A 24,401-nucleotide genomic window follows, 5' to 3' on the forward strand; every position below is an offset into this window, starting at 1 on the left:
CAAAAAGCTGCTTCCGCCCCTCATCTATGCGGGGGGGCTGGGATGTCTGATGCTTTGCGACATGATCATTTCATCGGCGTTCGGCGTAGAGGATGTCGCTTATTGGTCCAAGGTCCGCGCGCTCAACGGGTTGCTGGCGATCGCGTGCCTGCTCGGCCTTGAGCAGTTCCTGGCCCGGTTTCCGGAGCGTGCTTCCAACGTGAAGCGATTGCTCCTCGTCCAGATCCCGTTGATGGCGCTGGCATCGGCCGCCGTCGTCGCCGCGACGGATTTCCTGCGCCCCTGGTTCGTCGCCGCATCGATCGGGGTCTTTTCGGCCGTGTCGATCTCGATGTTCCAATTCTATCGCGGCAGGAACATGTTCATCCTGGCGCAGATATGTCAGCAGAGCTGGAAGGGCATATTCCTCGTAGGGGTCGTCCTCTATGCGGTCATTCCGCATGACTTGAGCTTTTCGAACGTCGTGGAGATTTGCGCCCTCGTCTCGCTTGCCGCGCTGGCGTTGCTCAATTTGCTCGCGCGCGGCGGCGCGGACCTGCCAGCGCGGCAGAATGCGGTCCTTTTTTCCGGCGGCACGCGCGACGTCTATGGGATTTCGTTCCGGCTGATGGCGATCTCCTCTTTCACCGCCCTGTCGCTTTATGCCGAACAGGTACTCGTCAACGCCGTGGGTTCCGACTTCGCGGCCGCGAAATATTTCACTCACACGATCTATTTTCTTTTCACATCGTCGCTGGTCACCGGCTATCTCGCCTTCATCGGGGTTCCGTGGGCGATCCGCAACGAAGCGCGCTTCATGCGGATATTTCATGAACAGAAATGGCAGGCCATCGGCCTGTGCGTGGTGTTCGTCCTGTTGTTCCAGTTGCTCGCCTATGGCTTATGGTATGTCCTGACGCCCAAAGTCGGGAATGTGGATTTCGTCCTGCTCTCGCTCTTTTCGATCTCGTCTATCTCGCGCCTCGTCTACACTTATCCGGCATCCTATTTCGGCGCGTTCGGCGACAAGCTTTCCTATAACGACCTGATCCTCCGTCAGATCGGCTCGCTGGGCCTGGCGGTATTGGTTTTTCTTGGCCTGTTCCTGCTCTTGGACCTCCCGTCAATCTATGCGGTCGCGCTCGCTAGCGCCGGCAATTGGGTCGTGCGGACGGGGCTTGGCCTCCAACTGATCGGCACCTTCGCGTCGCGACAGGTGGCGGCATGAATCGCTTGTTCATGCTGGCGCCGCTGCCGGCGGTCAGGCGACGCACCCGGCTGGCGAAGATGGTGCCTGTCCTGCAATCGCTCGGTATAAGGGTATTCTTCCACGGCTGGGAGCGCGACAAAGGCGAAGCCGCGGAGTGGCAAAGCGACGGACTGGACGAGCGTGTCATCCTGCGCGGCGGCGGCTATGCGTCGGCGCGCGCGCGCCTCATGTACCCGCTCTGGATGGCGGCCGTTTTCTTTCGCGTGCTCGGGCTCGGACGCAAGGCCGATCTCTTTTGCCTTGGCTGGGAAACCGCCTTTCCCGCCTTGCTCGCATCTTATATCACCGGTGCGCGCATCATTTTCGACGATGCCGATCGCTTCTCACTCGTGATGAAGCTTCCGGGCGGCTTGAATCATATCGTCCAGGCGCTCGAGAAATGGACGTCACGCAAGGTCTTGCTGCACATCGTGCCCAGCCTGAGCCGGTATGAGTGGAACGGCGCCAATATGGTCGTGCTCAGAAATACGCCTTCGACGGCTGACTATGCGAAAGCTGGCGCGGTGCGGCCTGATCGCGGAACCGAACCGTTCACACTTTATGCGAACGGGTGGGTCGGTGAGACCCGGGGTGCGCCAGTCTTCCTGGCCCTGATGCAGCGGGTCGAGGCATCGCGGCTTCCCGTCAAAATGGTCGTCGCCGGCCGCGTGGACAGCAAGGCGGGGCGCGAATTGATCGCGCACCCGTATGTCAGCTATCGCGGTGAATTGGGTCAGGTCGATGCGTTGAAAATCTATCGCGAGGTGGATCTGGCGCTGACTTATTACGACCCCGCCGTTCCGATCAACCGCTTGGCCGAGTCGAACAAATGGGGCGATTGCGTATTTTTCGGGGTGCCCTTCGTGGTCAATGACGAGGTGGAGACGGCCAACCCTTTCATATCGTCCGGTGCCGCCTTTTCTCTTCCCTATCATGATGTCGACGCCCTGTTCGTGCTCGTCGCCCGGCTGGCGAAGGCGCCGGACGAAGTGGCAGCGCATGGCAAGGCGCTAGACCTCTTTCGCGAGGAGTATGGACCGTTCGATCGGCGCTTCGGCGATCTGATGTCTGCGGCCCTTGGTGCTTGATGATGCACGCCAGCCTCCCCTATTGCGCCCCATCGCCGGAATTCGGCACCAGAATTTGGCAAAGGATTTGATCATGGCCAAAAGATCAAAGCTCAAGATGAAGCTGCTGCGCATCGCGCTTCAGATCAACAGCGTCGTCATCCCGCTTTTCAGTCCCGGGCTGTCGACCCGATTCATCATCCGGATCTATCGAAAGATGGGGATGCGGTTCGAAGGCCGCCCCAACTATATTTCCTCGCGAGTGAATTTCGACGGGACCGATTATTCGCTGATATCGATCGGCGAGGGCGTAACCATTTCGTCCTACGTTCGCGTCCTTACGCACGATTGGTCACTCTACACAATCGCGAAGGCACACGGCCATTTCAGCGATCGGCCGATCGGGAAGATCAAGGCCGTGTCGATCGGCGCGTATAGTTTCATCGGCACGGGCAGCATCATCATGCCGGGAACGACTATCGGTCGCGGTTGTTTGATCGGCGCGGGCACGGTGGTGCGCGGAAATGTTCCCGACCATTCGATCATTATCGGGAGCCCAGGGGTGATCATCGGAAATACCGAGGAATTTGTCGGCCGGCAGCTCGCGAAGCTGGCGGATGACGCGAACGAGAAGGCAGTATGAAGCAAATCCTTCAAGATTTGGGTAGCGGCACGACGCAGTTGATCGATGCCCCGGCGCCGTCCGTTCGCGGCGGCCAGTTGCTGATCGACACGAGCATCTCGCTCATTTCGTCCGGGACCGAGCGGATGCTGGTCGATTTCGGCAAGGCGGGCCTGTTGTCCAAGGCGAAGCAGCAGCCCGAAAAGGTCGCGCAGGTGCTCGACAAGGTCCGCACCGACGGGCTGCTGACCACGCTCGATGCGGTGCGCTCGAAACTCGCGCAACCGATCCCGCTCGGCTATTCGAACGTCGGGCGCGTACGCGAGGTGGGTGGCAATGTTCCGGGTTTCGCTGCCGGCGACCGCGTCGTGTCGAACGGCCCGCACGCCGACGTCGTTTCGGTGCCCAAGAATCTCTGCGCCCGCATCCCCGACAATGTCAGCGACGAGGCCGCGAGCTTCACCGTCGTGGCGTCGATCGGCCTGCAGGGACTGCGGCTCGCCAATCCGACATTGGGCGAGGCTTTCGTCGTCACCGGCGTCGGCCTCATCGGCCTGTTGACCGTGCAGCTCCTGCGCGCGCAGGGATGTCGCGTCCTCGCCATCGATTTCGATCCCGCCAAGTTGGAACTCGCCCGAAAATTCGGTGCCGAGATCTGCAATCCCGGCGCGGGCGAGGACCCGGTCGCCGCCGGCATGGCTTTTTCGCGCGGCACGGGCGTCGATGGCGTGATCATCACCGCGTCGACCAAAAGCTCCGATCCGGTCACCCAGGCGGCACGGATGTGCCGGAAGCGGGGGCGGATCGTGCTGGTCGGTGTGACCGGCCTCGAACTCAATCGCGCCGATTTCTACGAAAAGGAACTGAGCTTCCAGGTGTCCTGTTCCTATGGCCCGGGTCGCTACGACTCCGCCTATGAGGATCGCGGGCAAGACTATCCGATCGGTTTCGTCCGCTGGACCGAGCAGCGCAATTTCGAGGCGGTTCTCGACCTGATGGCGGCCGGTCATCTCGACACGTCGAGCCTGATCACGCACCGCTATGCCTTCACCGATGCGACCGACGCCTACAAGACGCTGACCGACGAGAAGGGCGCGTTCGGCATTCTCCTCGACTATTCGCACGCGGTCGAGCCGCGGCATATCGCGTCGGTGCCGCTCGCCGGCGGGGTGGAAGCGTCCCCGGCCGGCAAGCCCGTCGTCGGCTTCGTCGGCGCGGGCAACTATGCTTCACGCATGCTGATCCCGGCGTTTCGCGCCGCCGGCGCGCAATTGCACAGCATCGCATCGGCGGGCGGAACGAGCGGCGTCGTTCACGGCAAGCGATTGGGCTTTTCCCATGCCACGTCCGACACGGCCGCGCTGATCGCCGACCCCGCTATCAACACCGTGGCGATCGTAACGCGCCACGATAGCCATGCGCGTTTGACGGTCGAGGCGCTGCGCGCCGGCAAGAATGTTTTCGTCGAAAAGCCGTTGGCGCTGACTCTCGAAGAACTGGCTGAAGTAGAGGAGGCGCATGCCGCGTCGGGGCAGCGGCTGATGGTGGGTTTCAATCGCCGGTTCGCACCGCTCGTCGAGCGGATGCAGTCGCTGCTGCGCGGCACGCGTGAGCCGAAGGCGTTCGTCATGGTGATGAATGCCGGCGCCATACCGGCCGACCACTGGACACAGAGTCCGGTATTCGGCGGCGGCCGCATCATCGGCGAGGCATGCCATCTCGTCGACCTGATGCGCTTCCTTGCCGGGGCTCCGATCACGTCGGTCGAAGCGCGGCGGATGGGTGACAATGACGCCGTGAAACTGACCGAGGACAAGGCGAGCATCACGCTCGGCTTCGCCGACGGTTCGTTCGGGACGATCCATTATCTCGCGAATGGCGGAGCGTCCTTCCCAAAGGAGCGGGTGGAAGTGTTCGTCGGTGGCCGCACGCTTCAGCTCGACAATTTCTTGAGCCTGCGTGGCTTCAACTGGCCGGGATTCCGCAAGCAGAAGTTGTGGCGCCAGGACAAGGGACAGACCGGCTGTGCCGCCGCGTTCCTGAAAGCGGTCGAACGGGGCGACCCGTCGCCGATCGCCGCCGACGAACTCTTTGAAGTGGCGCGTGCCACGATCACGGCGTCCGAGCGGTTGCGCCACCAGAAATGACCGCAATCGGCGTCCAGCTTTCCACTTATCGAGCATTGGGGTTCACCAACCTAGCGAGGGTTGCCGCCTATCGGCTGGCGCTGCGCGCGGGTGTGCATCCGGTCCAGCGCCTGACGGCAAAGGCGCCGCGTGGGCCGTTCTTCGTGGCGCGACCGTCGCCTCCTCCAGCGGGGGGCGTGGCGCGCGATGACTGGCGGGACGAAGGAAACTGGTTCGGCATCCATGCCTTTCCCGCAACGTTGCCGCCCGATTGGCACGCCAATCCCTTCTCGGGCGCGCGTTTCGACAATTTACGGAACTGGTTCGAAATTGCCGATTTCGACTCCGGGGCGGGCGACATCAAAACGGTATGGGAAGCGTCGCGGTTCGACTGGTTGCTTGCCATGGCGCAGCGCGCCGCCCTGGGTGATGCCGCCGAACTCGATCGGCTGAATTTCTGGCTGGATGATTGGCAGAGCCACAATCCGCCCTATCGCGGCGCCAACTGGAAATGCGGTCAGGAAGCGTCGATCCGGGTCATGCACCTCGCGCTGACCGCGCTGCTCCTCGATCAGGTGGGCGATGCGACACCGGCGCTGCTCGCGCTGGTGAAACTGCATCTCGAGCGGATCGCGCCGACGATCGGTTATGCGATCGGGCAACAGAACAACCACGGCACCTCCGAAGCCGCCGCGCTGTTCATCGGCGGCAGCTGGCTTGTGTTCGCCGGCGACCGCGATGGTGCGACTTGGGCGCGAACGGGACGCAAATGGCTGGAGGAACGCGCGCGGACGTTGATCGCTGCCGACGGAAGCTTCAGCCAATATTCACTCGTCTATCACCGCGTGATGCTCGACAGCTATTCGCTTGCCGAAACCTGGCGACGTCGGCTTGGCCTGCCCGAATTTTCATCGAAACTGCGCGCTCGAATGCAGGCGGCCGTCAGGTGGATGCAGCAAATGGTCGAGCCGCGCTCGGGCGACGGACCGAATTTCGGCGCCAATGATGGCGCGCGCCTCATGGCGCTGACCGACGGCGACTACCGGGATTTTCGCCCATCGCTCCAGTGGGCCTCTACCCTGTTTCTCGGCGCGCGGGCCATTGCTGAACCCGGGGCGTGGGACCAGCCTTTGCACTGGCTCGGCATGCCGCGGCCGGAGCCGGTTTTGTCGCGGCCCCTGGGTACGAGTTTCGACGATGGCGGCTTGCATGTCCTGCGCACCGACGATGCAACCGCCTATCTGCGTTATCCGCGTTTCGCCTTTCGCCCCGGACAGAGCGACATCCTGCATCTGGATCTGTGGGTTCGGGGCGAGAATGTCCTGCGCGACGGCGGTTCGTACAGCTATAATGGCGTAGACGAGGATCTCGATTATTTCGGCGGCACGGCCTCACATAACACGGCGCAGTTCGACGGCCGCGATCAGATGCCGCGCCTCGGCCGGTTCCTGTTCGGCGCCTGGCCGAAAGCGGCGGACGTGGTCCCGGTCTCGGGGAAGGGCAATGTCGCCCATGCGGGCGCAGCCTATCGCGATCATCTGGGCGCGCGCCATCGACGAACGGTCGAATTGGACAACGAAAGCCTGCTTTGCCGCGACGAGATCGATGGCCGTGCCGCGACGGCGGTCATACGCTGGCGGCTGCCGCCCGGCGACTGGCGATTGGAAGGAAACCGGCTGGACGACGGTCGCTACCGGTTGACGGTGGAAAGCGATGCCGCGGCGACGGAGCTCCGCTTGGTCGAAGGCACCGAATCCCGCTATTATCTTCAAAAAACACCGGTTCCGGTCCTCGAAATCCACGTGGCGGTTCCCGCGATCGTCGAGACGCGGGTAAGTTTCTGACATGCACATTCTCTACCTTCACCAGCATTTCTCCACGCCGCGCGGCGCTACTGGCATCCGCTCCTATGAAATGGCGCGCCGGTTGCTGCACCATGGCCACCGCGTGACGATGGTCTGCGGCAGTTACGGCGTCGGCGCGACGGGGCTAGAAGGCCCTTTTCGCAAAGGCGCGCGGCGAGGGGTTGTCGACGGCATCGAGGTGATCGAATTCGATTTGTCCTATTCGAACCGCGACGGCTTTTTGAAGCGCAGCGCGACCTTCCTCAAATATGCGTGGGGCAGCCTACGGATCGCGTTGACCCAGCCCTACGACATCGCCTTTGCCACGACCACGCCACTCACCGCGGGCCTCCCGGCAATCGCGGCGCGCCTGTTGCGGCGCAAGCCTTTCGTCTTCGAAGTGCGCGACCTGTGGCCCGAACTGCCCCGCGCCATGGGGGTCATCACCAACCCGCTGGTGCTCGGCGCCATGTCTGCGCTTGAATGGACATCCTATCATAGCGCCGATCGCTGCATCGGTCTCGCACCCGGCATAACGCAAGGCATTGCACGGCGCGGAATTGCGGAATCGGCGATCGCGACGATTCCCAATGGCTGCGATATCGATATATTCCGGTCCGGCGCAGAGCCCTGGCGCCCCGAAGGGGTTGGGTCCGACGATCTGCTGGCCATTTTCACCGGCACGCATGGCGTAGCCAACGGCCTCAATGCCGTCCTGGATGCGGCGCGCATCCTGCAGGATCGCGGGCGTGACGACATCAAGGTGGCGCTGGTCGGCGACGGGAAGCTTAAAGCCGGTTTGCAGGAACGGGCCGATCGCGAGGGCCTGCGCAACCTGATCTTCCATCCGCCCGTCGACAAGGCAAAGCTGGCTGGGCTGATGGCTGGCGCCGATCTGGGTTTGCAGATCCTCGCGAATGTCCCGGCCTTTTACTACGGCACCTCTCCCAACAAATTCTTCGATTATATTGCCGCCGGACGGCCGGTGCTGAACAATTATCCGGGTTGGCTTGCCGATATCCTCGTCGAGGAAGGCTGCGGATTTGCGGTGCCGCCCGACGACCCCGCAGCTTTTGCCGACGCATTGGAGCAGGCGGCCGATGGCCGCGCGGCTCTCAAGGCGATGGGCAAGCGCGCGGCGGCGCTCGCGGAGCGCAGGTTCGACCGGTCTCGCCTCGCCGATCAATGGGTCGAGTGGGTGACGGAAGGGCGCCGGAGTTGAAACGGCTTATCGACATCATCGTTGCCGGCGGACTGCTGTTGTTGCTGGCCCCCCTGCTGATCGTGCTTGCCCTTTTGATACGGCGAAAGATGGGGCCGCCGGCGCTTTTCCGGCAGGTTCGGCCCGGCTTGCACGGTCGGCCGTTCGAGATGATGAAGTTCCGGACGATGCGCAATGCGGCCGGTCCCGACGGACAATTGTTGCCCGACGTCGACCGGCTGACGCCATTCGGCCGCTTCCTGCGCTCGACCAGCCTTGATGAACTGCCCGAGCTATGGAATGTGCTGAAAGGAGAGATGAGCCTCGTCGGTCCCAGGCCGTTGCTGATGGAATATCTGCCGCGGTACAGCATGGAACAGGCGCGGCGGCATGATGTCCGCCCGGGCCTCACGGGCTGGGCGCAGGTCAACGGGCGCAATGCCCTGAGCTGGGAGGAAAAGTTCGCGCTCGACCTTTGGTATGTCGATCGCCAGACTGTCTGGCTCGATATCAGGATATTGTGGATGACCGCGGTCAAGGTTCTCAAGCGCGACGGAATCAGCGCCGACGGTGAGGCGACGATGCCGAAATTCGAAGGGACGCGCGAGCCATGAAGTCGCTTTACGGCGTCTATGGAGCGAGCGGTTGCGGGCGGGGGGTCATGCCGCTGCTGCGTGCGGAACGCGGGAAGGGCGAAAGCCGTCTGGTATTCATCGACGACGCTCCGCAGGCGGATGCTGCCAACGGCCACGCCATCTGGACTTTCGCGCGGTTTATGGATGAGCCCGCCGCAACGCGGGCGGTGGTGCTGGCGATCGCCAATCCGCGTGTCCGCGAGACGCTCGACCAGCGCTGCGCCGAGGCAGAGGTCGCGCTGATCGGAACGACCGCCGCCAATGTCGTGATGATGGACGATGTCGAGGTCGGTCCTGGCGCCGTGCTGTCCCCTTTCGTTACCCTGACGTCGAACATCCGGATCGGGCGGTGCTTTCACGCCAATCTCTATTCCTATATCGAACATGATTGCCTGATCGGCGACTATGTCACCTTTGCGCCGGGCGTCCGTTGCAACGGCAACGTCACGATTGGCGACCACGCCTATGTCGGGTCCGGGGCGATCATCCGGCAGGGGGTTTCGGTGGGGGCGGGCGCGACCATTGGAATGGGCGCCGTCGTGACGAAAGACGTTCCCGCCGGCGCCACCGTTATCGGCAACCCCGCCCGTATCATGGAAAAGAAATGACATGCTGAATACCGCTTTCTCGCCATGGCCCAGCTTTACCGATGCTGAGGCCGAGGCGGTCGCCGCCGTGCTGCGGTCGAACCGTGTCAATTACTGGACCGGCGAGGAATGCCGAACCTTCGAACGCGAATTCGCCACCTGGTCGGAAAGCGCGCACGCGATTGCCCTTGCGAACGGCACCGTCGCGCTCGACCTTGCGCTCCATGGCCTTGGGATCGGAGCGGTCAATGGTGGCGCCGCGACCGACGAAGTGATTGTCACGCCGCGGACTTTCCTCGCGTCGGCCAGCTGCGTCGTCAATGCCGGCGCCATCCCCGTTTTCGCCGACGTCGATTCGGTGAGCGGTAATATTACCGCCCAAACGATCGATTCCGTCCGGACGCCGCGGACGAAGGCGGCGATCCCGGTGCATCTGGCGGGGTGGCCATGCGACATGGACCCGATCATGGCACTGGCCGAACGGCATGGTTTCAAGGTGATCGAGGATTGCGCCCAGGCGCATGGCGCGCGCTACAAGGGGCGCAGTGTCGGGTCGATTGGTCATGTCGGTGCCTGGTCCTTTTGCCAGGACAAGATCATGACGACGGGCGGCGAGGGGGGGATGGTCACGACCAACGATTCCGACCTCTGGTCGCGCATGTGGTCGTTCAAGGATCACGGCAAAAGCTGGGAGGCGGTCTATGAACGCGCTCACCCGCCCGGTTTCCGCTGGGTGCACGAAAGTTTCGGCACGAACTGGCGGATGCTGGAGATGCAGGCCGCGATCGGCCGCTTTCAGCTCGGGATGATGCCGGGATGGACCGAGGCGCGAACGCGCAACGCCGACATCATCCGCGACGCGCTCGCGCCCTACGCCGGCCCCGATGGCGTCGTTCGGACCCCGGTGATCGGCGACAACAATAGCGTCCATGCCCAGTATAAATTCTATGCCTATGTGCGCCCAGACCGGCTCGCGGCGGGGTGGGATCGCGACCGGATCGTCGCCGAGATCGTCGCCCGGGGCGTGCCCTGCTATCAGGGAAGCTGCTCCGAAGTGTATCTCGAAAAGGCGTTCGATGGCAGCGCGTGGCGCCCGGCCGAACGCCTCCCGGTCGCGCGCGACTTGGGGGACACGAGCCTGATGTGGCTCGTTCATCCCACGCTGACCGCTGACGAAATGGCACGGACGGCAGCCGTCGCGGCCGAGGTGCTCGCGGCGGCGAGCCGCTGAGGATCGCGGCTCGCCGCGCGCGATCACGATCTCGGAGCTGGCCCTAGGTCGTGGAAATGCGGCCTTCGTAGATCGTGATCTCGACCGACTGGAGGTAGAGGGACGACCGCAACCGGTCGTTTTCGTGCCCGGAATCCCGCGATATCTGGACCTCGACATGGGTGCCGGGCATTTTGTCGCTCGCCGATGAGGTTTGTGTATAGACGCTGTCGAGCGCCGACGGGTGGTCGATGTCGAAACTCGTGGTGCTGAAACGCGTGCCCGTGGGGCCGCGCCGGAGGATGCGCGTCAGCCGCGCCGTCCCCGCGGCGCCGTCGGGGCGCGTGACGAGTTCGACGTCGACCCCCCGTGCGCAAGTCGGCGAAACGCGAACAAAATAATTCTGACTAGAAACGCTTTCGCCCTCGACCTTCATTTCAAGCCCCGGGCTGAACGTCTGTTTTCGGGGGAAGCCAAAGCACTGCGTTTCGTTCGCAATCCATTTTTGCGTATATTTGGCGGAGCTGTACCAGCCGCCTTCGACCCAACCCCTGGCCCTTGCGGGAACGCTCTCACGGATACGGATCGGCTCGCTCGAATAGAGGGTATCCGCAGCGACGGCATATATTTGCGGATGGACGATCTTGAGATCGATGACGTCCCACAGGTCGATCGCTCTTTCCTGGACCGTGCCGTTCGCACTCTGGGGGCTGAAGTTGCTGTTCAGGACGAAAACGCTGTTGGGCCCGTTGACTGATTGTCCCGGCCGATCGTTGCAAATGTCCCTGTTTTCGGGATGCGATCCGTTTTTCTCGAAATAACAGCCATCGACGGCAATCCCGCGCGATTGTTCCGCGAGCTTCAGCCCGTCGCCGACATTGCCTTCTATCGTAACGCCCCGCAGATTGAACTGGGCACATCGACCGGTCGAAATACCGCCACCCGTGCCTCTTTCGCTGCCACCCTTGTTCTTGCGGGCGCCGGCGATCCTGCCGTTGCCCTGATATTCGCCGCCGCTGATCTCGATGACATTGACCGACAATCCTGTTCGCGGACCCGCTTTGCCTTCGATGCCCCATCCTTTGTTGAAGCGCGCGTAACAATTGTCCATTCGATAGCACCAACAGTCCTCGAAGGTTATGCCCGAGCCACCGCAATTTTCGACGCGGATATTCTCCATTGCGCCGCGCGCCGAACTATGGTCGGGGTCGGAACCGGGCTCGATTTTAATCCCGTCGCCCGCCCGCGAGGTGACACGAAAATCGCGCAGCAGATGCGAGGACGAGCGAACCCGCAGGCTTCCCTTTTCGAAATAGAGCCACGTGGCATTTTTCCCGGCACCACGCCCGATGATCGCGATCTGGGCGGATTCGATCCCGCTATGCCGGACTTGGGGGGCAACGATGATATCGCTGGTCAGCCGGATCTTACCCGATGGCAGCATGATCATGCCCACATCATTTGCGGCGGCATGATCGAAGGCCGTCTGCAGGGCCTTGGTATCGTCCGCAATTCCGTCGCCGACGACGCCAAAATCCTTCGCCGATACATTATCGCGTAGCTTGTCCTCGACGGTACGCGGGACCGCGCCATCGTCGAATTGCTGGAAGCGGATCCCACTCGCTGCAGACAATTCCGCCGTTGGGCGTCGCCGCGATGGCGCCTGTTTCGATTGAGCCGGCTCGCTTCCGAGAGAATAAGCCGCGCCAGCCAGCAGAAGGCCGTATTCCCGGCGATTGATCTTTTGCATATTGTTCCTGTGCGATCGGTTTGTCGAGGGGGGAGAAGAGATGGCGCGTGCCATTCCGGATGGTCGATCCGGGCCATACAAGTCGCGATCCGATGGTTCGTCAACCCGGTTGATCGAAGGACCGGGCGCGAGGCGCGACCAGTCGACCGGCGGTCGCGCCCGAAGGCCGTGACACTGGGCGCCCGGTAGGCACCCGCATTGATCTTGCAATCGGCGTGTCGAGGCCAGACATTGGAATGAGCCGAGGAGCGACAAATGGATTTCGCGTTCGAGAATAGTTTCCACGATTCCATGGAGGGCTTTTACACGCCTGCGGAAGCCGCCAAGCCCTCGGCGCCCCGGCTGCTCATCTTCAATCATGCCCTTGCCGGGCGGCTCGGGATCGACGTCGCGGGTGCGACGGACGATCAGCTGGCGCGCGTCTTTTCGGGCGAGGAGACACCCGAGGGCGCAAATCCGCTCGCGCTCGCTTATGCCGGTCATCAGTTTGGCCATTTCTCGCCGCAGCTGGGCGATGGCCGCGCGTTGCTGCTCGGCGAGATCGTCGCGCCCGACGGCGCGCGTTTCGATATCCAGCTCAAGGGATCGGGGCCGACCGCCTTTTCGCGCAACGGCGACGGCAAGGCCGCGGTCGGCCCCGTGCTGCGCGAGTTCCTCGTGTCCGAAGCGATGGCGGCAATGGGCGTGCCGACGACACGCGCGCTCGCCGCGGTTGCGACCGGAGACAGGGTGCAGCGCGAACGCGCGCATCCCGGCGCAGTCCTCACGCGCGTCGCGAGCAGCCATATCCGCGTCGGCACCTTTCAGTTTTTCGCCGCGCATTTCGGCGCTGACCATGTCGTCCAATTGTCCGATTACAGCGTGAAGCGGCATTTTCCCGATATTGCCGACGCGGCCAATCCGCATCTGGAGCTGCTCGATCGCGTGACCGGACTGCAATGCGAGCTGGTGTCGCACTGGCTGGGCGTGGGATTCATCCATGGCGTGATGAACACCGACAATGTCGCGATCAGCGGCGAAACGATCGATTACGGCCCCTGCGCCTTCATGGACCGCTTTGCGGTGGGCACCGTCTTCAGTTCGATCGATGCGGGCGGTCGCTATGCCTATGGCCGCCAGCCGCAGATCATGCACTGGAACATGGCGCGCTTCGCCGAGGCGTTGCTGCCCGCGATTCACCGCGTGTCGCCGAAGGATGTCGAGGCGGCAAAGGCGATCGTCGACGCGATTCCGGGCCGGTTCCGCAGCACCTGGCATGCAATGGTCAGAAAAAAGCTGGGTTTGGGCGGCGAAGGTGCCGACGACGCCGAATTGATCGACACGCTGTTCGACGAGCTGGAGGCGCATCAGGTCGATTTCACCTCCTTCTTCCGCGCGCTCGCCATGCTGCTGCGCGGCGATGGCGCGATGCTCGAAAGCCTGCTTCCGAACGCCGACGCGATGGCGCCGTGGATCGCCGAATGGTGGGACCGGATCGCAAACGACGGCGCGGGGCCGATCGAACATGCCGACGCGATGGACGCGGTGAATCCGCTTTATATCCCCCGCAACCATCTGGTCGAGGAGGTGCTGGAGGCGGCCGAGGCCGGCGATCTCGCGCCCTGGCTTAAATTGCTCGGCGTGGTCCGCAATCCCTATGAGGTTCGCCCTGGGCTCGAACGCTTCACGCTTCCCGCGCCGGTCGACGCGGGGCCCTACAAAACCTTCTGCGGCACCTGACGCCGGCGCGGTTGAGCCGGTGCATCGCAGTTGCTAGGGACGGCGCGGCATCATCCAGAGGACAAATCATTGGCACCAGTTCCCGTTTCGCCCGTCAAGATCACCGTCGTCGGGACGGGCTATGTCGGTATTTCCAACGCGATCCTGCTGGCGCAGCATAATGAGGTGGTCGCGCTGGACATCGATGCGCGCAAGATCGAGCAGCTCAATGCGAAGCAATCGCCGATCGCCGACCCGGAGATCGAGGATTATCTGGCGAACCGGGCGCTAAATCTCGTCGCGACGACCGATCGCGGCGCAGCCTATGCGGGAGCGGATTTCGTCATCGTCGCGACGCCCACCGACTATGATCCCGATACCAATTATTTCAACACGCGCACGGTCGAGAGCGTGATCGCCGATGCGCTGGTCATGGCGCCTGGCGCGCTGATCATCGTCAAATCGACCGTCCCGGTGGGGTTCACCGACCGGATGCGCGCGCAGCTCGACACCGATGCGATCGTCTTCTCGCCTGAATTCCTGCGCGAAGGGCGCGCGCTCTATGACAATCTCTATCCATCGCGGATCATCGTCGGCAACACGCATCCGCGCGGCGGTGAATTCGCAAGACTGCTGCTCGAAGGGTCGCTGAAGCCTGATGCCGCGATCCTGCAGACGGGCAATACCGAGGCGGAGGCGATCAAGCTGTTCGCCAACACCTATCTCGCGATGCGCGTCGCCTTCTTCAACGAACTCGATACCTATGCCGCATCGCACGGCGTCGACCCGCGTCAGGTGATCGAGGGCGTGTGCCTCGATCCCCGGATCGGCAGCTTCTACAACAATCCCTCCTTCGGTTACGGCGGTTATTGTCTGCCCAAAGACACCAAGCAGATGCTCGCCAACTACAAGGATGTGCCGCAGAATCTGATTCAGGCGATCGTGTCGTCGAACACGACGCGCAAGGATTTCGTCGCGTCCGAGGTGATCAAGCGCCGCCCGCGCATCGTCGGCATCCATCGCCTTGCGATGAAGGCAGGATCGGACAATTTCCGCGCCAGCAGCATCCTGGGCGTGATGAAGCGCGTCAAGGCGAAGGGGATCGAGGTGATCGTCTACGAACCGCTGATCGAGGAGGACCGCCTGTTCAACTCGCGCGTGGTCCGCGATCTCGATGCCTTCAAGGCCGAAGCCGACGTCATTATCGCGAACCGCGTGACCGACGATCTCGCCGACGTCGCGGACAAGGTCTATAGCCGCGACCTGTTCGGCGCCGATTCCTGACCGCTCCCACCGCGCGCAGCTCGCCGCAACGTCGGGAACTGTCCCGATCTCGGAGAGTTAGCTTGGAAACAGGGGAGAAACGGGTTGCACGGCCATATCTCGCGAGCCACAAGTGTCGACCGGTGGCCAGCAGATGAAACAATCTGAAATTTTTCGTCGATCATGCTGGGGTCCGCCCTTGCGGAGCCGCCCGCTGCTGATCGGCGCGACCTCGCTTATCGGTTTGGCTTGGGCGGGCGCGGTGCAGGCACAGGATGTCGCGCCGCCGAAGGTCGTGCCGACGCTCGATGCGGGCTCGGCCAAAATCGCAGCGCCTTCGCCGCCGCCGCCCGAGGCGCAACTGCCCGTGGTGGAGCCGATCATCGAGGACGAAGAGTTCGAAAAATCGATCCCGCCGATCAGCGCCGAAGACGATGCCGAACTCGACCGGCCACTCGAATCGATCGCCGAGTTTGAAAAGCGCCAAGCTGCCGAGGCGGCGAAGGCCGCGGCTGGCGATGCGGACGACGGTGCGGACGCGACCGCGGAAACCCAGCCGCCGCAGGTGGACGGCGTGCCCGTTCCCGCGCTTGCCGATGGCGATGCGGCCGAAGTGATCGGTGATGCGCCGATCAGCGACAGCGAGCTCGCCGCGCCGCTGCCGCCGCTTGAAAATTTCGACGTCGAACCCGTCGAGTTCGCCGAGGCCGAAGCTGACAGCGACAATGTCGAGCTTTCCTATACGGTACAGGTCAACGGGCTGAGCGACGCCGATGACAGCACCGACGTCGATCTGGCCGATCTGTTCGGCGATCTGTCGGCGCTCTACGGCGGCGACGGCAAGGCCGACAATGCCGCGATGATCCGCGCGCGCCTCTCGGCCGACGGCGAACTGATGCAACGGATACTCGCGTCCGAGGGCTATTATGACGCGGTCGTCGACACGCGGATCGACCGGGGTGCGCGCGAAGAGGGACAGGAACGCCGGCGCCGGTCGATTACCGCGGTCATCGATGTGAAGCCGGGCAAACGCTATACATTGGCGGACATCATCATCAATGCGGACCCGACCATTCCGCCGAACCTGATCGCCGACAATTTCCCGCTGAGCGTCGGCGAGCCGATCGTTGCGCAGCGTATACAGGGCGCCGAAGCGGCAATCGCGCTCAAGCTTCCCCAGGAAGGCTATCCCTTCGCCAAGGTCGGTCAGCGCGACATATTGCTCGACGGCGCGACGGGAGACGGCGTTTATACGCTGCCGGTCGATATCGGCAAACGATCGCGCTTCGGCGGTATCGAGACGACCGGCGATCTCGCCTTCGATGCCGAACATGTCGAGGTGCTCGCGCGCTTCAAGCGCGGCGACCTGTATGACAGCCGGATGGTCGATGACTTGCGGCAGGCGCTTGTCGCGACGGGCCTGTTCGCGACCGTCGCCGCCGAACCGCAGCCGACGGGCGAGAACGCCGGTGACGATACCGAATATGTGACGATGCTGGTGACCCAGCAGGCCGGCCCGCCACGCACGCTCGCTGCCAGCGCGGGCTATGGCACGGGCGAGGGGATCCGGCTGGAGGGCAGCTGGACGCACCGCAACCTGCTCCCGCCCGAAGGCGCGCTGACCTTCCGCGGCGTGCTGGGAACGCAGGAGCAGGGGGTCGGTGCGACGCTGCGCCGGTCGAACGCCGGGCGCCGCGACCGCACGCTGGAACTCGTGACCGAAGTTACGCGCAGCACCTATGATGCGTTCAATGCGATCACGGGCCGCGTCGGCGCGCGCGTCAGTTACGATTCGACGCCCATCTGGCAAAAGAAATTCACCTATGCCTATGGCGTCGAACTGATTGCGACGCGCGAGGATGATTATGATTTTGCGGCCGGCGAACGGTCGTACGACTTCTACACGATCCTCGGGTTGACCGGACAGGTCGGGATGGACCGCACCGACAGCCTGCTCGATCCGACCAAGGGTTTTCGCATCACGAGCCTGATCCAGCCCGAAGGCTCGCTCGCCGGGCGCTTTTCGCCCTATGCGCGCCTGCGCTCCGACATCAGCGGCTATTATCCGGTGACCGACAGCATCGTGCTGGCAGGACGGGTGCGTGTCGGATCGATCGTCGGTGCGGCGCGCGAGCGGCTCGCCCCGTCACGGCGTTTCTATGCAGGCGGCGGCGGGTCGGTGCGCGGCTTCGGTTATCAGGAGCTTGGCCCCAAGGACCCGAACAACGACCCGATCGGTGGCCGCAGCGTGAACGAGATGGCGGTCGAGGCACGCTATCGCTTCGGCAATTTCGGCGTCGTCGGCTTCGTCGATGCGGGGCAGGTCTATCGTTCGTCTGCGCCGACCTTCCAGAACCTGCGCTTCGGCGCCGGGATCGGGGCGCGCTATTACACCAATTTCGGCCCAATGCGCTTTGACATCGCGACGCCGATCGGACGCAAGCCGGGTGAGGCGCGCGTCAGCGTCTATGTCTCGATCGGGCAGGCCTTCTGATGGCCGGGGAGGCGCCTGCGGCAAGAGAGGGAGACGCACCGGCGACGCGGCGGTCGTGGCCGCTGACGATCCTGCGCTGGGTCGGCCTCGGCTTGCTTGGGCTCATCCTGGTCTTTGCGCTCTTTCTCATCGGACTCAACAGCGATGCCGGGCGCCGCTTCGTCGTCACCCAGATAGAGAAATATGAATTCGAAAACGGGATGAAGATCGGCATCGGCCGGCTCGACGGTTCGCTCTATGGCCGGATGATCATTCGCGATTTCACGCTGTCCGATCCAACCGGCGTCTTCCTGCGTTCGCCCGAGCTTCGTGTCGACTGGCGCCCGGTTCGCTATCTCGCAAATCATGTCGATATCAGGTCGGCGACCGCGAAGACGCTGGTAATGGAGAAGATCCCCGCGTTCAAACCGGTGCCCGATACGGGCGAACCACTGCTACCCGACCTCGACATCGACGTCGGACGGCTTCGCGTCGATCGCTTCGTCTTCGAGCCTGCGGCGGCCGGCGAACGGCAGGTGGCGACGCTCAGCGGCAAGGTCGCGATCGCCGATCGGCGGGCGCAGGTCAGCGCCAACGCCGAAACGATCAGCGGTGGCGGCGGGCAGGGCGATACGCTGAAGCTGGTCCTGGATGCCGTTCCCGAACGGAACCGGCTCGCGATGACGCTCGACGTCACCGCGCCCCAGGGCGGCGTGCTCGCGGCGATGGGCGGGTTCAAGGAGCCAATGACGGCAAAGCTTGCCGGGCGCGGCGACTGGAAGGTTTGGAACGGCAATCTGACCGCCAATCTCGGCGCCGCGCCGCTCGCACGCGTCGCGCTGACGGCGCGCGACGGCACCTTTGCGGCCAAGGGAACGGCGCAAGCATCACGGCTGCTGACCGGGCCGGCGGCGGAATTGCTCGGTACCGAAACCGCTATCGACCTCACCGCGCGGCTGCAGGAGCGAAAAGCCGCGGTCGACGGCCGAATCTCGTCCGACGCGGCGCGCCTCGGGATCAGCGGCGGGCTCGACCTCGGCGGCAACCGGTTCGAAGCGCTTCAACTTGCGGTGAATATCCTGAGGCCGAGCGCGATCGCGCCCGGTGTTCGCGCCAACGGGCTGCGCGCGACGGCAAGGCTGGACGGCGAATTCGCGCTGCCGACGGTGGGCTATCAGGCGAATGCCAACAGCCTTGCGGTCAACGACATCATTGTCGAGGGGCTGATGCTCGCCGGCACGGCGCGCGTCGATGCCGATCAGATCGTGGTGCCCGTTGCGGGACGCGCGGCGCGGATTCGCGGGCTCGACACCGTCGCGGGCGGAACGCTCGTGCAAGTGCGGCTGGACGGCGATCTTGCCTATGCGGACGGACGTATCCTCAGCGACAATCTGCGCCTGCGCTCGCCGCGCATCGATGCGAAGGCGATCCTGATCGCGGATTTGAACAAGGGCTTTTATACCGGCGCAATCGACGGGCGGATCAACGATTACCGCATCGAAAGCGTCGGCATCTTCGACATCGACACCGATGCCGACCTCAAGACCGCGCCGCGCGGCGGGTTCGAGATCGTCGGCAACGTTCGCGCACGCTCGACCCGATTGTTCAATTCGGGGGTCCGCGATTTCCTGGGCGGCAATGCCACCGCGTCGAGCGCCGTGCGCTATGGCACCGATGGCGTCATCCGTTTCTCGAGCCTCCGCCTGACCGCACCGCGCCTGCGCATTACCGGCGGGCAGGGGAGCTATGCGCCGAACGGCCAGATCCGGCTGACCGCGCGCGCGAATTCGACCGATTATGGCCCGGTCGGCGTCCAGCTTGCCGGGACGATCAGCGATCCGCGCGCGGTGGTAACCGCCGAGCGGCCCGGGCTCGGCATCGGGCTTTCCAATCTGGTGGCGCGGGTAAATGGGGCGCCGAACGGCTATCGCCTCGCGGCGACGGGCGACACCGACTATGGGCCGCTGTCGGCCGACGTCGTGCTGCTGATGGCGGCGGGGCCGTTGACGATCGATGTCGAACGCGGCGACCTCGCGGGCATAGGGTTCAACGGGCGTCTCGTGCAGAGCGAGGCCGGGCCGTTCACCGGACAGCTCAACGCGTCGGGACAGGGGCTGGGCGGCCTTGTCCGGCTGAGCGCCGCAGGCCAGTATCAGGCGGCGGCCATCAATGTCCGGGCGAACGACGTCGTACTTCCCGGCCCGGCGCAGCTCGCGATCGGTTCGGCGATCGTCGATGCCGATGTCACGCTCTATGACCAGCCCCATATTGTCGCCGACATCCAGATCGCGGATACGCAGATCCGCGACTATGACATCGCCGTCGGGCGGGTGAAGATTGACTATCGGAATGGCAGCGGCAAGGCCCAGGCGCTCGTCGAAGGCACCAGCGGCGTCCCCTTCCGCATTGCCGCGAACGCCGATCTGACACCCGAGCTGTGGCGCGCGTCGGTGCAGGGGCGTGCGACGGGGATCAATTTCCGCACCGCGTCGCCCGCGCGCATCATTCCCGGCACCGACGGATATGAATTGCTGCCGACCACGGTCAATCTTGGCCGCGGTAGCAGCGCGCGCGTCGCGGGACGCTTCGGTGACGGCATCATGGTTCAGAGCCGGCTCGAGCGGGTCAATATGGCGATCCTCAACGCCGTCTATCCCGACATGGGGTTGGGCGGCCGCGCGACCGGCAGCCTCGATTTCGAACAGGCGAACTCCGAAAGCTTCCCCCGCGCCGACGCGCGGATGACGATCACCGGTTTCACCCGCACTACTGCGGCGTCGGTGAGCCAGCCGGTCGATGTCAATTTCGCCGGCAAGCTGCTCGCCGACGGTGGCGAGGCGCGCGCGGTGATGCGCAAGCGCGGCAGCGTCATCGGCCGGGTGCAAGCGTCGCTCCGGCCGCTCGGGCCCAGTGCGGGCGGCTGGACCGAGCGATTGATGGCCGCGCCGCTTGGCGGCGGGATCCGCTACAACGGCCCCGCCGACACGCTCTACTCTTTCTTCGGCCCCGCCGATCAGCATGTCGCGGGGCCGATCGCGGTTGCCGCTGATTTCAGTTGCAGCGTCGCCGATCCCTGCCTCGACGGCGTGGTGCGCGGCAAGGACATGACTTATGAGAACCAGACTTACGGCACCAAGCTGACGAATATCGTCGTCAATGGGCGCTTCACGGGCAACCGGCTGGAGATCGAACAGCTGACCGCGAAGGCCGGCGATGGCACGGTGCAGGCGAAGGGTTTCGTCAGCCTCGCTTCGGCTGATGGCTATCCGATGAACATCGCGGCGACGCTCGACAACGCGCGCCTCGCGCGCAGCGAGAATATCGCAGCGCGGGCGACCGGGAATCTGACGCTCGAAAAGGTCGCGGGGCAGGCCGCCGTGCTGTCGGGCAGCCTTCGCCTGCCCGAAACACGCTATCGCATCGTGCGCGAGGGCGCCGCGCAGGTGCCCGTGCTGACCGGGGTGCGGCGCAAACCGCCCGCCGGGCGACAGCGGATCAGCGGTGACGGGCTCGCCGCGGTGGGAGGCAGCCTGTTCGACCTTCTCCGCCTCGACATCGCGCTGAAGGCGCCCGACGAAATCTATGTGTCGGGCATGGGGCTCGAATCCGAATGGAGCGCCGACATCGTGCTGCGCGGAACGACGCTGGCGCCGCAGGTGACCGGCGAAATCGAACTGGTGCGCGGCACGCTCGGCTTTGCCGGGCGCTCGTTCGAACTTCAGGAGGGAAGGGTGACCTTCCCGACCGGCGACGCGTTCGACCCCGCGATCCGCCTGATTGCCGACGACACGATCGAAACGGTGACGGTGACGGTCAGCGTGACGGGGCGCGCGAGCAATCCGCAGGTCGCCTTCTCGAGCGTTCCAGGCCTGCCGCAGGACGAGATCGTCTCGCGCATCCTGTTCGGCGATTCGATCACGACGCTCTCGCCGTTGCAGGCGGTGCAACTCGCGGCTTCGCTCAACACGCTGAGCAGCGGCGGCGGTGGATTGAGCCCGCTCGGTGCGCTCCAGTCGGCGACGGGGATCGACCGGCTGCGCGTGCTCGGACCCGACGATACCGTCGGGCGCGGCGCGGCGCTCGCCGCCGGGCAATATATCACCAAGGATATCTATCTGGAGGTGATCACCGACGCGCGCGGCTATACCGCGACGCAGCTTGAGATCAGCCTGACGCGGGCACTGTCATTGCTCAGTCAGGCGGGCGGTTCGGGGCAGTCGAACCTCAGCATCCGATATCGCAAGGATTATTGATGCGCGCCGCCTTCCTGCTTCTTCCACTGCTGCTCCTCGCCGCCTGCAAGGACGAGCCCGACTTCGACACGCGCTATGACAAGGCGGCAAAGGAGATCGAAGCGCGCGCCAAGGCGATGGATGCCGACATCGCCGAGGCGGAGAAGGCCGCCGCCGTATCGAAAGGCTTGCAAGGCGAGGCCAAGCCGTCTAACCCGCCCCCGTCATCTGGGGAGTAGCCAGCCGTCCTTCGGGACGGGCCGCCGCGTCAACATACTTGGTCGAGAGGCCATGGTGCGGTGGAAGCGGGAGCACCGCTTGGGCGAGACCAATGGCATCGACCTCCGTCCGGGCCGGGCGGCGGGTCAGATGTCCGTTGGAATCGCAAGCCGCCCGGCCCCGGAGTATTCATGGAAGCCCTGTTCACCTCGACCGCGATCGTCGCGCTCGCCGAAATCGGCGACAAGACGCAGCTGCTCGCCATCCTGCTCGCGACGCGTTTCCGACAGCCGCTGCCGATCATCCTCGGCATATTGGTGGCGACGCTCGCCAACCATGCGCTGGCGGCGCTGCTCGGCGCGTCGGCAGCTGCCTTTCTCGACAGCCCGGTCTTTCGCTATGCGATCGGCGCGTCATTCATCGCGATGGCGGCTTGGACGCTGATCCCCGACACATTCGACGACGACGACGCGCCGAAGCCGCGTTTCGGGGCGTTCCTCACCACGCTCGTCGCCTTTTTCCTGGTCGAAATGGGCGACAAGACGCAGGTGGCGACGATCGCGCTCGGCGCGCAATATCACAACGTGCTGACGGTCACCGCGGGGACGACGCTCGGCATGATGATCGCCAATGTGCCGGCGATTTTCCTCGGCCATGAATTGCTGAAGCGCGTCGATCTCGCGAAGGTGCGTATCGTAGCAGCCACGCTGTTCCTGGTGATCGGCATTTGGGTTCTGGCACAGACGGCGGGGTGGCTCGGCTAGTCCGAATTGCGCCCGGCGAGCGTGCGCTCGAAATTCCAGCTCGACGCGCACATGGCGTCGAGATCGCGGTTCGCGGTCCAGCCGAGTTCGTGCGCAGCACGCTCGGGGCTGGCGAAGCAGCTTGCGACATCGCCGTCGCGGCGTGGCGCGATACGATAGGGGATGCTGACGCCGTTCACGCGCTCGAACGCCTTGACCATGTCGAGCACCGAATAGCCCTGGCCGGTGCCAAGGTTCCAGATCGACAGCGGATCCATGGTCTTCGCAATTGCCTCAAGCGCCGCGACATGGCCGTCGGCGAGATCGACGACATGGATATAGTCGCGCACGCCGGTGCCGTCGGGCGTGTCATAATCGTCGCCGAACACCGACAATTCGCCGAGCCGTCCGGCGGCGACGCGGCTGATGAACGGCATCAGATTGTTCGGAATGCCGTTGGGGTTCTCGCCGATCAGCCCACTGTCGTGCGCGCCGACGGGATTGAAATAGCGCAGGATTGCAATCCGCCATTCGGGGTCGGCGGCGGCGACGTCGGCGAGCATCTCTTCGATCATCAGCTTGGTGCGGCCATAGGGGTTGGTCGCCGAGGTCGGGTGGTTCTCGTCGAGCGGCAGATATTGGGGCTGGCCATAGACCGTCGCGCTCGACGAGAAGACGAGCTTCTTGGTCCCGCAATCGGCCATCGCTTCGAGCAGCGACAGGGTGCCCCGCACATTATTGTCGTAATATTTCATCGGCTCGGCGACCGATTCCCCTACCGCCTTCAGCCCCGCGAAATGGACCACCGCCTCGATCGCATGGTCCCGCAGCACTTCGCGCAAGGCTTCGCTGTCGCGGATGTCGCCGGTGACGAGCGGAACAGCATGGCCGGTGATCGCTTCGAGCCTATCCATCACCGCGGGGTCGCTGTTCGACAGATTGTCGAAGCAGATGACGCGGTGGCCCGCCAATACCAGCGGCGCCGCGACATGGCTGCCGATATAGCCGGCGCCGCCCGTCAGCAGGATATTCATGCCTCGCTTGTCTCCATTCGTATGTGCCTCTCGGTCGAGGGACTATTCTATCGCGGTCGGCCTGCCAAATCATTGTCTCGCGTCTCGGCGTAACTTTCGCACCACCTCCCGCGAACCCATGACGATGCCATCCTCCGCATCATCCATTTCTCGAAGGGAGATCATAATGACCAATGCACTCAAACTGTCGCTCGCCGCTTCGGCTGTCCTCGCCATGGCTGCCGGCACCGCGATCGGCGGCACCGCCGTCGCCGCCGAAGGCGCCAAGGAAAAATGCTATGGGGTCGCGCTCAAGGGCAAGAATGATTGCGCCGCCGGGCCGGGCACGAGCTGCGCCGGCACCTCGACCGTCGACTATCAGGGCAACGCCTGGAAGCATGTGCCCGCCGGCAGCTGCGTCAAGATGGGCGGCACCTTGGCCGCGCACAAGGGCAACGCCAAGCCGGTCGCCAAGAAGGGCTGACCGGCC

Annotated in this window: 18 protein-coding genes and 1 riboswitch; of the genes, 16 read left to right on the forward strand and 2 right to left on the reverse strand. The window is 64.1% G+C overall.

Going from position 1 to position 24,401, the window contains the following annotated elements; genetic code table 11:
• Window positions 1-61 precede the first annotated feature (61 nt).
• Genes VSX79_RS07475 through VSX79_RS07515 form a run of 9 tightly spaced genes read left to right on the forward strand, consistent with a single transcriptional unit; the run spans window position 62 to window position 10,541 of the window.
• Window positions 62-1,207, forward strand: coding sequence for a hypothetical protein (locus VSX79_RS07475; protein ID WP_179496723.1), 1,146 nt, complete (start codon window positions 62-64; stop codon window positions 1,205-1,207).
• Window positions 1,204-2,316 (forward strand): glycosyltransferase family protein, encoded by a 1,113-nt coding sequence (locus VSX79_RS07480; protein ID WP_179496722.1) that lies wholly within the window; start codon window positions 1,204-1,206, stop codon window positions 2,314-2,316. Before VSX79_RS07475 ends, VSX79_RS07480 begins: the two co-directional genes overlap by 4 nt.
• On the forward strand, window positions 2,309-2,938 hold the full coding sequence (locus VSX79_RS07485) for an acyltransferase (RefSeq protein ID WP_326915234.1): 630 nt from the start codon (window positions 2,309-2,311) through the stop codon (window positions 2,936-2,938). Before VSX79_RS07480 ends, VSX79_RS07485 begins: the two co-directional genes overlap by 8 nt.
• Window positions 2,935-5,064, forward strand: a complete 2,130-nt coding sequence (locus VSX79_RS07490; protein WP_326915049.1) for a bi-domain-containing oxidoreductase — start codon at window positions 2,935-2,937, stop codon at window positions 5,062-5,064. The genes VSX79_RS07485 and VSX79_RS07490 overlap by 4 nt, the downstream gene beginning before the upstream one ends.
• Window positions 5,061-6,887: a heparinase II/III family protein gene (locus tag VSX79_RS07495; RefSeq protein ID WP_326915050.1), complete on the forward strand. Its 1,827-nt coding sequence runs from the start codon at window positions 5,061-5,063 to the stop codon at window positions 6,885-6,887. Before VSX79_RS07490 ends, VSX79_RS07495 begins: the two co-directional genes overlap by 4 nt.
• A 1-nt stretch (window position 6,888) precedes the next feature.
• Window positions 6,889-8,109, forward strand: coding sequence for a glycosyltransferase family 4 protein (locus VSX79_RS07500; protein ID WP_326915051.1), 1,221 nt, complete (start codon window positions 6,889-6,891; stop codon window positions 8,107-8,109).
• Complete coding sequence (locus VSX79_RS07505) at window positions 8,106-8,702, forward strand: sugar transferase (RefSeq protein WP_326915052.1); 597 nt, start codon at window positions 8,106-8,108, stop codon at window positions 8,700-8,702. Before VSX79_RS07500 ends, VSX79_RS07505 begins: the two co-directional genes overlap by 4 nt.
• Window positions 8,699-9,331, forward strand: coding sequence for an acetyltransferase (locus VSX79_RS07510; RefSeq protein WP_326915053.1), 633 nt, complete (start codon window positions 8,699-8,701; stop codon window positions 9,329-9,331). Before VSX79_RS07505 ends, VSX79_RS07510 begins: the two co-directional genes overlap by 4 nt.
• 1 nt (window position 9,332) lies before the next feature.
• Window positions 9,333-10,541: a DegT/DnrJ/EryC1/StrS family aminotransferase gene (locus VSX79_RS07515; protein WP_326915054.1), complete on the forward strand. Its 1,209-nt coding sequence runs from the start codon at window positions 9,333-9,335 to the stop codon at window positions 10,539-10,541.
• Between the two features lie 43 nt (window positions 10,542-10,584).
• Here VSX79_RS07515 and VSX79_RS07520 read toward each other — a convergent pair whose 3' ends face one another.
• The gene (locus VSX79_RS07520; RefSeq protein WP_326915055.1) at window positions 10,585-12,351 is read right to left on the reverse strand and encodes a right-handed parallel beta-helix repeat-containing protein; all 1,767 of its coding nucleotides are present in this window, start codon (window positions 12,349-12,351) and stop codon (window positions 10,585-10,587) included.
• 174 nt (window positions 12,352-12,525) lie between these two features.
• On the opposite strand from VSX79_RS07520, the gene VSX79_RS07525 reads away from it, so the two are divergent.
• From VSX79_RS07525 to VSX79_RS07550, 6 genes are all read left to right on the forward strand, one after another.
• Window positions 12,526-13,989, forward strand: coding sequence for a protein adenylyltransferase SelO (locus tag VSX79_RS07525; protein WP_326915056.1), 1,464 nt, complete (start codon window positions 12,526-12,528; stop codon window positions 13,987-13,989).
• 69 nt (window positions 13,990-14,058) lie between these two features.
• Entirely contained in the window at window positions 14,059-15,252 is a 1,194-nt protein-coding gene (locus VSX79_RS07530) for a nucleotide sugar dehydrogenase (protein ID WP_326915057.1), read from the forward strand.
• Window positions 15,253-15,430: 178 nt separating this feature from the next.
• Window positions 15,431-17,725, forward strand: coding sequence for an autotransporter assembly complex protein TamA (locus VSX79_RS07535; RefSeq protein WP_326915058.1), 2,295 nt, complete (start codon window positions 15,431-15,433; stop codon window positions 17,723-17,725).
• A complete protein-coding gene (locus tag VSX79_RS07540) occupies window positions 17,725-21,957 on the forward strand; it encodes a translocation/assembly module TamB domain-containing protein (protein WP_326915059.1) in 4,233 nt (1,410 codons plus the stop codon). The genes VSX79_RS07535 and VSX79_RS07540 overlap by 1 nt, the downstream gene beginning before the upstream one ends.
• The gene (locus tag VSX79_RS07545; protein WP_326915060.1) at window positions 21,957-22,175 is read left to right on the forward strand and encodes a hypothetical protein; all 219 of its coding nucleotides are present in this window, start codon (window positions 21,957-21,959) and stop codon (window positions 22,173-22,175) included. The genes VSX79_RS07540 and VSX79_RS07545 overlap by 1 nt, the downstream gene beginning before the upstream one ends.
• Window positions 22,154-22,331: riboswitch (yybP-ykoY riboswitch) on the forward strand. (Overlaps the previous gene by 22 nt.)
• 15 nt (window positions 22,332-22,346) lie before the next feature.
• The gene (locus VSX79_RS07550) at window positions 22,347-22,919 is read left to right on the forward strand and encodes a TMEM165/GDT1 family protein (protein WP_326915061.1); all 573 of its coding nucleotides are present in this window, start codon (window positions 22,347-22,349) and stop codon (window positions 22,917-22,919) included.
• Here the strand turns inward: VSX79_RS07550 and galE are convergent.
• Window positions 22,916-23,932 (reverse strand): UDP-glucose 4-epimerase GalE, encoded by a 1,017-nt coding sequence (galE, locus tag VSX79_RS07555; protein ID WP_326915062.1) that lies wholly within the window; start codon window positions 23,930-23,932, stop codon window positions 22,916-22,918. The genes VSX79_RS07550 and galE overlap by 4 nt on opposite strands.
• Before the next feature lie 166 nt (window positions 23,933-24,098).
• On the opposite strand from galE, the gene VSX79_RS07560 reads away from it, so the two are divergent.
• Window positions 24,099-24,395, forward strand: a complete 297-nt coding sequence (locus VSX79_RS07560; protein ID WP_037556955.1) for a BufA1 family periplasmic bufferin-type metallophore — start codon at window positions 24,099-24,101, stop codon at window positions 24,393-24,395.
• Window positions 24,396-24,401: the final 6 nt, after the last annotated feature.

The organism is Sphingopyxis chilensis (assembly GCF_035930445.1).
GTDB lineage: Bacteria > Pseudomonadota > Alphaproteobacteria > Sphingomonadales > Sphingomonadaceae > Sphingopyxis > Sphingopyxis chilensis.

What these genes read in the sequence shown, in the direction of transcription:
- VSX79_RS07480 (WP_179496722.1), top strand. Translation starts at nt 1,204, where the DNA reads ATGAATCGCTTGTTCATGCTGGCGCCGCTGCCGGCGGTCAGGCGACGC.
- VSX79_RS07515 (WP_326915054.1), top strand. Translation starts at nt 9,333, where the DNA reads ATGCTGAATACCGCTTTCTCGCCATGGCCCAGCTTTACCGATGCTGAG.
- galE (WP_326915062.1), bottom strand. Translation starts at nt 23,932, where the DNA reads ATGAATATCCTGCTGACGGGCGGCGCCGGCTATATCGGCAGCCATGTC.
- VSX79_RS07560 (WP_037556955.1), top strand. Translation starts at nt 24,099, where the DNA reads ATGACCAATGCACTCAAACTGTCGCTCGCCGCTTCGGCTGTCCTCGCC.
- VSX79_RS07490 (WP_326915049.1), top strand. Translation starts at nt 2,935, where the DNA reads ATGAAGCAAATCCTTCAAGATTTGGGTAGCGGCACGACGCAGTTGATC.
- VSX79_RS07550 (WP_326915061.1), top strand. Translation starts at nt 22,347, where the DNA reads ATGGAAGCCCTGTTCACCTCGACCGCGATCGTCGCGCTCGCCGAAATC.
- VSX79_RS07475 (WP_179496723.1), top strand. Translation starts at nt 62, where the DNA reads ATGATCATTTCATCGGCGTTCGGCGTAGAGGATGTCGCTTATTGGTCC.
- VSX79_RS07500 (WP_326915051.1), top strand. Translation starts at nt 6,889, where the DNA reads ATGCACATTCTCTACCTTCACCAGCATTTCTCCACGCCGCGCGGCGCT.
- VSX79_RS07525 (WP_326915056.1), top strand. Translation starts at nt 12,526, where the DNA reads ATGGATTTCGCGTTCGAGAATAGTTTCCACGATTCCATGGAGGGCTTT.
- VSX79_RS07545 (WP_326915060.1), top strand. Translation starts at nt 21,957, where the DNA reads ATGCGCGCCGCCTTCCTGCTTCTTCCACTGCTGCTCCTCGCCGCCTGC.
- VSX79_RS07495 (WP_326915050.1), top strand. Translation starts at nt 5,061, where the DNA reads ATGACCGCAATCGGCGTCCAGCTTTCCACTTATCGAGCATTGGGGTTC.
- VSX79_RS07510 (WP_326915053.1), top strand. Translation starts at nt 8,699, where the DNA reads ATGAAGTCGCTTTACGGCGTCTATGGAGCGAGCGGTTGCGGGCGGGGG.
- VSX79_RS07540 (WP_326915059.1), top strand. Translation starts at nt 17,725, where the DNA reads ATGGCCGGGGAGGCGCCTGCGGCAAGAGAGGGAGACGCACCGGCGACG.